The sequence below is a fragment of the Clostridium celatum genome, from assembly GCF_021412605.1.
Taxonomy (GTDB): domain Bacteria; phylum Bacillota; class Clostridia; order Clostridiales; family Clostridiaceae; genus Clostridium; species Clostridium celatum.
In genome coordinates, this window is sequence record NZ_JAJKGM010000061.1 from 1 (window position 1) to 11,770 (window position 11,770).

Genomic DNA, 11,770 nt, shown 5'->3' on the forward strand with positions numbered 1-11,770 from the left:
CAGGAAAGTTAAGCTCTACAGCGTCAATGGTACTGCATGGGTGACCGTGTGGGAGAGTAGAACGTTGCCAGGTAATACAAAGCACTTAGTATAAAGCTAGGTGCTTTTTTGTTATGTAAAATTATAATTTTAAAGATAATTAACGTTCTACTTTTATACTGGAAGTAAAAATATGTTGTTCTTTTACTAGAGGATTTAGTAGAATATTAAGTATTAAAAATTATCACAACGAATGTCGTCAAGTAGGATAAAAATTGCTTAGAAATTAATCTAAGTATTTTTGTATTATAAATTATCTTATGATGTTAGCTAGAGAGAAAATAAAAGAGATATATGCTTTAAAGAGATATATGCTTTACTTTGGAAATCAATATAAAATTAAATTTCCATGTAAAAATTTATCTAAATGAATGTTATTAGGCAAGAAAGAACACTTAGATTAGTTTAATTTAAGTGTTTTTTTGTGCTTTAAAATACTAGAAATTAGCTTTAATAAATTCTAATTATTGGAAAAAGAAAGCGTTTAACTAATGATAGATTCAAGCATTACAATTTTTATATTTTTCTTTTTTTTATTTATTATAAATTTTATTTAATTTAATAATAATATGATAATAAACATAAATTATAGTGTATATGTATATGTGATTATTAATAATAAATAGTATTCATTTAAAGCATATATGTATAAAAATATCGTCAAAAAGTGACAAGAAAACAAAGTAAAATATTAAAAAACAACTTAAAACAACAAAAATAGAAGCAATGTAAAAGTATACTATAAATTTTATCGTATTATATGTCGCTTAAAAGAAGTTGAAGTATGTAAAAAGTAAATGATAGAATTATAAAATAGAATAGATAAAATTACTTTAAATAGTAATGTTTTGCAAAATATACTATGGTAGGAGGGATAATATGGTGAGGAACATAGGAACTGCAGTAAAGAAAAATAGCCGTAAAAAAACAATTAATGATGTTAATTCAATAAATTCAAATACAATAACAGATATTAAGAATAAGAAATTAGATTCAAATAATATAGATAGTCTAAATATAGAAAAAAGTATAGATAATGATAAAAATATAGAAGAGAATGCTAGAAAAAAATCAGCAAAAACTAAAACTAAGTGTGAAGTAAGTGATATGAACATTTATTTATTTCATGAAGGAAAACATTATGAAGCATATAAATTTATGGGCGCACATTTAGTATATGAGAAACGAAAAAAAGGTGTAAGATTTACAACTTGGGCGCCTAAAGCTAAAAATGTATATATAACAGGAGATTTTTGTAATTTTAAAATTGAACAAGAATACAAGATGGAAAAAATATCAAAAGAGGGATTGTGGAGTATATTTGTTCCTAATATAACAGCTGGAGAAAAATATAAGTATGTTATAGAAACTACAAGTGGAAAATTTAATTATAAGGCTGATCCATATGCATTTAAATCAGAAGTTAGACCAAATACAGCATCTATAGTTGCGGACAATACAAAATATAAATGGAACGATAGAAGCTGGATGATGAAAAGAAAAAGATTTAATATGTATGAAAGTCCTATAAATATATATGAAGTTCATTTAGGTTCTTGGAAGAGAAAAAACAATGAATTTATGACATATAGAGAGATAGCTGATGAATTACCTAAATATGTATCAGAAATGGGATATACACATGTTGAAATATTACCAATAATAGAACATCCATTAGATGCTTCATGGGGATATCAAGCTGTAGGGTATTATTCAGTTACTAGCAGGCATGGAGATATTAATGATTTAAAATATTTAATTGATGAATTGCATAAAGCCGGAATTGGAGTAATACTTGATTGGGTACCAAGTCATTTTTGTAAAGATGCACATGGATTATACATGTTTGATGGAACTCCAACATATGAATATGAAGAAGAATGGAAAAGAGATAATAAAGGTTGGGGAACATATAATTTCGATTTAGGAAAGGCAGAGGTAAACAGTTTTCTTATATCTAACTTATTCTATTGGATAAAGGAGTTTCATATAGATGGAATTAGAAATGATGCAGTATCTAATATGCTTTATTTAAGTTATGGAAGAAATAACGGTGAATGGATTCCTAATAAATATGGGGGCGATGGAAATTTAGAGGCAATTGAGTTTATTAAAACTTATAATAAAGCAATTCATGAAGAATATCCTACAGTAATGACAATTGCTGAAGAATCTACAGCATGGCCTAAAATATCTAAACCAATTGAATATGGAGGCTTGGGCTTTAACTTTAAATGGAATATGGGATGGATGCATGACACATTAAAATACATTAAAGATGACCCTGTTTTCAGAAAATATAATCACAATAAAATTACGTTCTCTATGGCATACAATTATTCAGAAAACTTCATTTTACCAATATCACATGATGAAGTTGTTCATGGAAAAGGTTCTCTTTTAAATAAAATGTGGGGAGATCAGTGGAATAAATTTGCTGGACTAAGATTATATATAGCTCATATGATTGCACATCCAGGTAAAAAGTTAATTTTTATGGGAAGTGAATTAGGAGAATTTATTGAGTGGAGAGAATATGAGGAATTGGAATGGAATTTAATAGAGAATGATAGTATTCACACTAAGAACCATAAATTCTTCAAAGATATAAATAATTTTTATAAAGAAAATAAATCTTTATGGGAAAAAGATTATGATATTGATGGTTATGAATGGATTGATGCTAATAATGCAGATGAGAGTATATTTTCTTTTATCAGAAGGGGTAAGAAAGAAAATGATTTCTTAATTTTTATATGTAATTATACTCCAGTAGTTAGGTATGATTTTAGAGTTGGAGTACCTACTCTAGGAATTTATAAAGAAACATTTAATACAGATAAAGAGGAATATGGTGGATCTGGACAAGTTATAGAGAATGTTATTGTAGCAGAAGAAATACCTTATAATAATCAACCATATTCAATAAATATAAAAGTTCCACCAATGGCAGCTATTGCTCTAAAGTTAGAAAATATTAATAAATTAAAATAGGGAGTGTGAATAGATGAAAGTATTATTTGCAGCATCAGAAGCGCATCCATTTATTAAGACTGGTGGATTAGGGGATGTAATGGGTGCTTTACCTCAATCCTTAAAAAAAATGGGACTGGATATAAGAGTAGTTATACCAAAGTATAAAAATATTAAAGATGAGTTAAAGCAGAACTTACAATTTGTAAAATGGTTTACAGTTCCTGTAGGTTGGAGAAATCAATATTGTGGTGTATTTCAATATGAATATAAAGGTGTAATTTATTACTTTATAGATAATGAATACTACTTTAATAGAGATGGTTTATATGGTTACTATGATGATGGTGAAAGATTTGCCTTTTATAATAGAGCCGTTGTTGAATTTATAAAAGAAATTGATTGGCAACCAGATTTAATAAATTGCAATGATTGGCAAACAGGAATGATACCAGTATTACTTAATCTAGAATATAAAAAAGATGTATTCTATAAGGAGATTAAGACTGTATTTTCAATTCATAATTTATTGTTTAAAGGGTGTTTTGCACCTAATATATTACCGGAATTGTTTGGATATGATTACATGCCATTAACAAATGGTAGCGTTGAATTAAATGGATGTGTAAGCTTTTTAAAGGGCGGTTTAAATTATTGTGATGAAATAACAACTGTTAGTAAGAGCTATGCTGAAGAAATTAAAACAAAACAATATGGTGAAGGATTAGAAGGATTGTTATATCAAAGAAGAGATCAGTTGTTAGGTATAGTAAATGGTATAGATTACGTAGAATTTAATCCTAAAAAAGATAAATTTATTTTTAAAAACTTCGATAGTAAAAATTTAAAGGGAAAATTAGAGAATAAATTGCAATTACAACAAGAGTTAGGTTTACCTCAAAAGGAAAATACACCTGTTATTGGATTAATATCTAGATTAACACATCAAAAAGGATGCGATTTAATTGTAAATATTATAGATAGATTACTTCAAAAAGATGTTCAAATTGTAATTTTAGGTACAGGCGATTATTGGTATGAGGAAACATTTAAAAATTTACAATATAGATATCCAGATAAAGTTTCTGCAAATATAAAATTTGATGATTGCCTTGCTCATAAAATATATGCAGGATCAGATATTTTCTTAATGCCATCATTGTTTGAACCATGTGGTTTAGGACAACTTATAGCATTAAGATATGGTGCAATTCCTGTAGTAAGAGAAACTGGTGGATTAAAAGATACAATAATTCCATATAATGAATATACAAAAGTAGGAAATGGCTTTGGATTTAAGAATTTTAATTCAAATGAATTAATGAATATCCTAGAATATGCAATAGAAGTTTATAACGATAAAGATTCTTGGAAAAATATTATTGACCAAGCTATGAATTCTGATAACAGTTGGGAAAAATCAGCTAATGAATATAAAAAATTATATGAAGTAGTTGTTAATAGCCATAAATAGATACAAGCTATTAGGAGGTAGATGTATGCTATCAATTGATAAGAATTCATTTAAAAGAGATTATAACAACAAATTCGTTCAATTACATGGGAAAGAATTAAAAGAAGGAAGTAATCAGCAAAAATACGAAGCATTAGGAAGTTTGGTAAGAGATTATGTTATTAGTACATGGATGGAGACTAATAACAAATACAATCAAACAGGAGAGAAACAAGTATACTATTTCTCAATGGAATTCTTATTAGGGAGATTATTAGGAGATTGTCTTTTGAATCTTGGAATAAGGGATATTTGTAAGGAAGCTTTAAGTGAATTAGGGATTAACTTAGAGGAAATTGAGAACTTAGAACATGATCAGGGGTTAGGTAATGGGGGATTAGGAAGACTTGCAGCTTGCTTTTTAGATTCGATGGCTTCGTTAAATATTCCTGGACATGGTTGTGGGATTAGATATAAATATGGATTTTTTGAGCAAAAGATAGTAGATTCTCAACAAGTGGAAGCATCAGATAATTGGTTAAGGGAGGGAAATGTTTGGGAAATAAAGAAACAGGATAAATGTGAAATAGTTAAGTTTGGAGGAAGTGTAATTTCTGGGGAGGTAGACGGAAAGTTAACATTCACTCATGTTAATTATGAACCTGTTTTAGCAGTACCATACGATACACCTATAGTTGGATATGAAAATGAAGTAGTAAATACATTAAGATTGTGGAGTGCAGAACCTGTATCTAATGAATTTGATTTTTCATCATTCAGTAGAGGTGATTTTATAAAAGCAATTTCATATAAAAATTCTGTAGAAGCTATATCGTTAGTTTTATATCCAGAAGATTCATTTTATGAAGGAAAAATGCTTAGATTGAAACAACAATATTTCTTTGTATCAGCAGGTATCCAGAGTATTGTTAGACATTTTAAGAAGCATAATGGAAATATAGCTATATTTGATGAGAAGATAGCCATTCATATTAATGATACTCATCCAACATTAGCAATTCCTGAATTAATGAGAATATTGCTTGATGAAGAGGGACTTTCATGGGAGACTGCATGGAGAATAACACAAAATACTATATCTTATACAAATCATACAATATTAGCAGAAGCTTTAGAAAAGTGGCCTGTAGATATGTTTAAAAATTTACTTCCAAGAATTTATATGATTGTAGAAGAAATAAATAGAAGATATTGTGAAGAGTTATGGAATAAATATGTAGGTCAATGGGATAAGATTGCAAGAATGGCTATAATATCTGATGGATATGTTAAAATGGCTAACTTAGCTATAGTTGGGAGCCATAGTGTTAATGGTGTTGCAAAACTCCATACTGAAATATTAAAGAAGAGGGAAATGTCTGATTTTTACTATTTATATCCATCAAAATTTAATAATAAAACTAATGGTATAACACATAGACGATGGTTGCTTAAGAGTAATCCTAAACTTACTAGTTTACTAAAAGAGACAATAGGAGATAGCTTTATAAAACATCCAACAGATTTAGAGAATTTTAAAAACCACTTAGATGATCCTAATGTAATAAATAGATTAGGTGAAATTAAAAAGTATAATAAAGAAAATTTAGCTAAGGAAATTTACAAGTCAAATGGAATACTTGTAGATACGAATTCTATTTTTGATGTTCAAGTAAAGAGAATTCATGCATATAAAAGACAAACTTTAAATTGTCTAAGAATAATGGAGTTATATAACAATTTATTAGAAAATCCTAATTTAGATATAATTCCAAGAACATTTATATTTGCAGGAAAAGCAGCACCAGGATATTATCTAGCTAAAAATATAATAGAGTTAATATGTAGGGTTGCTAAAACTATAAATAATGATAAGCGAGTAAATGACAAAATAAAAGTTGTTATGTTAGAAAATTATAATGTTTCATTAGCTGAGGATATAATACCAGCCACTGATTTAAGTGAACAAATATCAACTACCACAAAAGAAGCTTCAGGAACATCAAACATGAAGTTTATGATGAATGGTGCAATTACAATTGCTACATTGGATGGTGCTAATATAGAAATTAAAGATGAAGTTGGGGAAGATAATATAATTATTTTCGGGCTAAATGCAGAAGAGGTACTTAATTATCATAAAAATGGTGGGTATTCAGCTTGGGATATATGGAACAAAGATAAAAGGTTACAGAGGGTAACTGATGATTTAATAAATGGTAAGTATTGCAGTGATATTGATAGATTCAGATCTATATATGAAAATTTATTAACTTATAATGATGAATTCTTTGTATTAAAGGATTTTGATTCATATTTGAAAGCACAAGAACGTGTAAATCAATTATATATAGATAAAAATAAATGGCAAAAGATGTGTGGAATTAATATTGCACATTCAGGAATTTTTTCATCTGATAGAACTATTAAAGAATACGCAACAGGTATTTGGGGATCAACTGTAATATATAAAAATCTATAGGGGGAATGTGGAGTTGGGAGAAATACAAATTATCCATAATTCTCACGATACTGAATTTAGAAATCCATTTGGAGCTGTAACAGTAGGAACAACAGTAACATTGAGATTATGGACAAATAAAAGATGTTCAGCTTATATCAATCTAATAAACTTCTATAACAATCAGAGAGAAATTCAAATGAGAGAAGTAGGGTGGAGAGATGATATAAATAAATGGGTTTATGAGATTAATATAGATACTACTAATTCTATAGGACTTATATATTACTACTTTAGGGTAAATTATTATGGGAATGTTATTTATGGTAATAATATTGAGTCATTAGGAGGGGTAGGACAAGTATATTACAATGAGCCTATTAGCTATCAAATAACTATATATCAAAATCAAGATGTTCCTGAATGGTATAAAGAAGGAATAATATATCAGATATTTGTTGATAGATTTTTTAATGGAAATGATGATGGAAAAGTACTAAACCCAAAACGTAATACTTTTATATACGGAAATTGGAGTGATAATCCTATGTATATAAAAGATAGTTCTGGGAATATAGCTAGGTGGGATTTTTATGGTGGAAATTTATTGGGGGTTAAGAAAAAGCTAAAATATATAAAATCATTAGGTGTGAGTACAATATATTTTAATCCTATATTCGAATCTCCAAGCTGCCATAAATATGATACTGGGGATTACAAGAAGATAGATACTATGTTTGGTGATGAAAAAATATTTAGTGAATTATGTGAAGAGGCAGAGAAGTTAGGAATAAGAATCATATTAGATGGGGTTTTTAGTCATACAGGAGCGGACAGTATATATTTTAATAAATTTGGGAACTATGATTCTTTAGGAGCTTATCAATCTTTACAATCACCGTATTATAGTTGGTATAGATTTAATGATTATCCTAATGTGTTCGAATCTTGGTGGGGATTTTATAATATGCCTAATGTTGATGAACTTAATCCAAGTTATCTAGACTATATTATTAGGGATAAAGATTCAGTAATAGAGAAATGGTTGAAACTTGGAGCAAGTGGCTGGAGATTAGATGTGGCTGATGAATTACCAGATGAATTTATTAAGCTACTTAAGCAAAAACTGAAGGCAGTTAAAAAAGAAGGGGTATTAGTTGGAGAGGTTTGGGAAGATGCATCCAACAAAGTAAGTTACAACAGGAAAAGGGAATACTTATTTGGAAGGGAATTAGATTCGGTTACTAATTATCCACTTAGACAGATAATTTTAGATTTAGTTCACAATCGAATAGATACAAAATATTTTGTAAAAAAATATATGTCACTTGAGGAGAACTATCCAAAGGAAATTTTTTATTCAACAATGAATATACTTGGAAATCATGATACAGAAAGAATTTTAACATTATTAAATAATAATATAAAGTTATTGATAATGGCTGTAACAATTCAAATGACTTTACCAGGTGTTCCATTAATATACTATGGAGATGAAGCAGGATTAACAGGAGGAAAAGATCCTGATAATAGAAAGGCATATCCATGGGGAAAAGAAAATAAAGATATATTAGATTTTTATAAAAAAATTACTAAAATTAGATGCAGTGAAAATGCTCTAAAGGTTGGGGAAATCGAATTTATAGATAAAAATAATTCAATATTATGTTATGAAAGAAAAAAAGATAAAGAAAAAATAATAGTAGTTGTTAATATTGGAGAAAAAGAAGAGATATATTCTTTAAATAAAATAAAAGGAAAATTTATAGATTTATTATCTGAAAATGAATGTTATGAAGATGATAATGAAATTCTAGAAATAAGATTAAAATCACATGAATGTAAAGTATTAAAATTAGTTTAGTAGAAAGTAATAGCACTTTAAATTTATTAAGTGCTATTGCTTAAACAAATAGATAGAATAAATCACAAAATATTATTAATTGATAGGGTATGTACTCTATTTTAACATAAATTAAAAAATGTAAATCACGCTATAGTTTTAAATTAATATATAGATAAAATTCAAGAGGGGATGTGGAGGATAGTGAGAAAAAAAGAAATGGTTGCTATGATTTTAGCAGGTGGTCAAGGATCTAGATTAGGGGTGTTAACTAAAAAATTAGCAAAGCCAGCAGTTCCATATGGGGGAAAATACAGAATTATAGATTTCCCTTTAAGTAACTGTTCTAATTCAGGAATATATTCAGTTGGGGTACTTACTCAATATAAACCTTTAGAGCTTAATGCTCATATAGGAATAGGTAGCCCATGGGATTTAGATAGAAGAGATGGTGGAGTTAGAATATTACCGCCTTATCAAGAAGAAAAAGGTGGAAATTGGTATAAAGGGACAGCAAATGCTATATATCAAAATATAGAGTTTGTTGATAATTATGATCCTGAATATGTATTAATTTTATCAGGAGATCATATATATAAGATGGATTATGATAAAATGTTACAATTCCATAAGGAAAAGAATGCTGAAGCTACTATTGCAGTAATAGAAGTTCCTATGGAAGAGGCTTGTAGATTTGGAATAATGAATACTAATGAGGATTTATCAATATATGAATTTGAAGAAAAACCACAAAATCCAAAGAGTAACATGGCTTCTATGGGAGTATATATATTTAACTGGAAAACTTTAAGACAAGCATTAAAGGAAGATGAAAAAGATAAAGAATCTAGCAATGACTTTGGTAAAAACATAATTCCTAAAATGTTAAATGAAGGTAGAAGATTAGTTGCATATCCATTTAAAGGATATTGGAAAGATGTTGGAACAATAAGCAGCCTTTGGGAAGCTAATATGGATTTATTAAGTAGAGATAGTGGATTAAATCTTTATGAAGATGATTGGAAAATATATTCAGTTAGTCCAGTAAGACCAGCACAATATATTGGTAAAGATGCTAATGTAAAAAATTCATTAGTTGTTGAAGGTTGTACAGTTCATGGAACTGTTGAAAACTCAGTTCTATTTGAAGGAGTTTATGTAGGAAAGAATACAATAATAAGAGATTCAGTAATAATGACTGATGCAAAGATTGGAGATAATGTTGTTATTGAAAAAGCTATTATTGGTGGAGAGGCAAAAATAAGAAAAGATTGTAAAATTGGTGATGGTGAAAATATAGCTGTTATAGCATCAAAAGAAGATGTTAAGAGTGGAACAGTATTAGAATCACTAGAAGCTTAATTAATATAGGGGGGTAGACAGAATAATGATGAATAATTGTATTGGGATAATTAATTTAGATGAAAATGAGCAAAAGACTATTGAGTTGACAAGACGTAGACCATTAGCATCATTACCTATAGCAGGTAGATATAGAGTAGTAGATTTCATATTATCAAATATGACAAACTCAGGAATTGAGGGAATAGGCATATTTACAAAAAATAAGTCTAGATCATTAATGGATCATTTAACAAATGGAAAGCCATGGGATATTCATCGCAAGAAGGATGGATTAAAAGTATTCAATTTTGGAGATGTTGATCCAGTTCATGACGATGTTCATAATTTCCTAGATAATATAGATTACTTTGAACACAGCAAAAAAGAATATGTATTAATATGTTCTTCATATATGATTTGTAATATAGATTATAATAATGTATTAAAATATCATATAGAACAAGGAAATGATATTACTACAGTATATAAAAATGTAAAGCATGTTGAAGAAGATTTTATTGATTGCCAAGTTTTAAACTTAGATGAAAACTCTAGAGTTATTGGTGTTGGAGAAAATGTTGGTCTTAAGAATAGTGCTAACATAAATATGGAAATGTATATAATGAAAACTGATTTATTCTCAGATATTATATATGAGTGTATAAGAAGTGGAGAATATAAGAAAATAAAACAATATATAAATGGAAACATTAATAAATTAAAAGTTGGAGCTTATGAATTTAAGGGATTCTTAGCTTGCATTAATTCTGTTGATGCTTATTTTGCTGCAAATATGAATTTCTTAAATGAAAAAGTGAATAAAGAGTTATTTTATAGTAATTTCCCTATATACACAAAACCAAAAGATGCTTGTCCTACACAATATACAGAAACAAGTAATGTAGTTAATTCAATAATAGCAAATGGATCATATATTGAAGGTAATGTAAAGAACTGTGTTATTGGAAGAAATGTTTATATTGGAAAAGGTAGTGTTATAGAGAATTGTGTTATTCTTCAAAATACTGTTATAGGGAATAATGTAAATATGAATAATGTTATTACTGATAAGGGTACTTTAATAGATGATAATGAAGAGGTAAAAGGATTAAAAGATAATCCAGTAATTATTCCTAAAAAAAGAGTTGTTTAATATAATAAATTAATTTATATATAATTTATATAATTAATGTTAAAAAGAGCTGTTTTGAAACAGCTCTTTTTATTTATGGTTATATATTTTAATAGTCTAAATTTAATATTTAGAGGGCTAAATGTAATATTTAATTGAAAATATACAATAATAAGCATATTAACGTATCCACGCGTATCAATAATAGATTTATTAAGAAATATATAGAAAATAAGAGAAATATGAATATAAATATATAAAAATAGAATATATTATTTTAGAATAATATATAATTAGTGATAAGATAAATGACGTCGCAAGTAACAAAATGTAAAACTTGATTAAAGCAAGATATACAGCAGTTAAGAGCGATAAAACATTTCTAAAAAGATGTTAAAAACTTTAAAAAAAAGTTGTTGACATGAATAACAAGAAATGATAAGATAAGGAAGTCGCTTGAGGGTGACACAGAAAATGGTCTTTGAAAATTGAACAGAATATAGTTAAAGTAAACCAGCAATTCTT

General features: G+C 27.7%; 6 protein-coding genes and 1 rRNA gene. All 7 read left to right on the forward strand.

What is annotated here, in order from left to right; all coding sequences use genetic code 11:
* A 5S ribosomal RNA gene (gene rrf / locus LPC13_RS17260) occupies window positions 1–73 on the forward strand; the annotation flags it as partial.
* A gap of 1,073 nt (window positions 74–1,146) precedes the next feature.
* The gene (gene glgB, locus LPC13_RS15810) at window positions 1,147–3,033 is read left to right on the forward strand and encodes a 1,4-alpha-glucan branching protein GlgB (protein WP_234089006.1); all 1,887 of its coding nucleotides are present in this window, start codon (window positions 1,147–1,149) and stop codon (window positions 3,031–3,033) included.
* Between the two features lie 13 nt (window positions 3,034–3,046).
* Window positions 3,047–4,486, forward strand: a complete 1,440-nt coding sequence (gene glgA / locus LPC13_RS15815) for a glycogen synthase GlgA (protein WP_005214665.1) — start codon at window positions 3,047–3,049, stop codon at window positions 4,484–4,486.
* A 25-nt stretch (window positions 4,487–4,511) separates the two neighbouring features.
* The gene (locus LPC13_RS15820; RefSeq protein ID WP_040419839.1) at window positions 4,512–6,947 is read left to right on the forward strand and encodes a glycogen/starch/alpha-glucan phosphorylase; all 2,436 of its coding nucleotides are present in this window, start codon (window positions 4,512–4,514) and stop codon (window positions 6,945–6,947) included.
* A gap of 13 nt (window positions 6,948–6,960) precedes the next feature.
* The gene (locus LPC13_RS15825; protein ID WP_040419838.1) at window positions 6,961–8,790 is read left to right on the forward strand and encodes a glycoside hydrolase family 13 protein; all 1,830 of its coding nucleotides are present in this window, start codon (window positions 6,961–6,963) and stop codon (window positions 8,788–8,790) included.
* Between the two features lie 183 nt (window positions 8,791–8,973).
* Window positions 8,974–10,131, forward strand: coding sequence for a glucose-1-phosphate adenylyltransferase (locus LPC13_RS15830; protein WP_040419837.1), 1,158 nt, complete (start codon window positions 8,974–8,976; stop codon window positions 10,129–10,131).
* A 28-nt stretch (window positions 10,132–10,159) separates the two neighbouring features.
* Window positions 10,160–11,266 (forward strand): glucose-1-phosphate adenylyltransferase subunit GlgD, encoded by a 1,107-nt coding sequence (gene glgD, locus LPC13_RS15835; protein ID WP_040419840.1) that lies wholly within the window; start codon window positions 10,160–10,162, stop codon window positions 11,264–11,266.
* Window positions 11,267–11,770: the final 504 nt, after the last annotated feature.

Excerpts from the sequence above, each read along its gene's own strand:
- LPC13_RS15820 (WP_040419839.1), top strand. The coding sequence starts at position 4,512 with ATGCTATCAATTGATAAGAATTCATTTAAAAGAGATTATAACAACAAA.
- glgB (WP_234089006.1), top strand. The coding sequence starts at position 1,147 with ATGAACATTTATTTATTTCATGAAGGAAAACATTATGAAGCATATAAA.
- glgD (WP_040419840.1), top strand. The coding sequence starts at position 10,160 with ATGAATAATTGTATTGGGATAATTAATTTAGATGAAAATGAGCAAAAG.
- glgA (WP_005214665.1), top strand. The coding sequence starts at position 3,047 with ATGAAAGTATTATTTGCAGCATCAGAAGCGCATCCATTTATTAAGACT.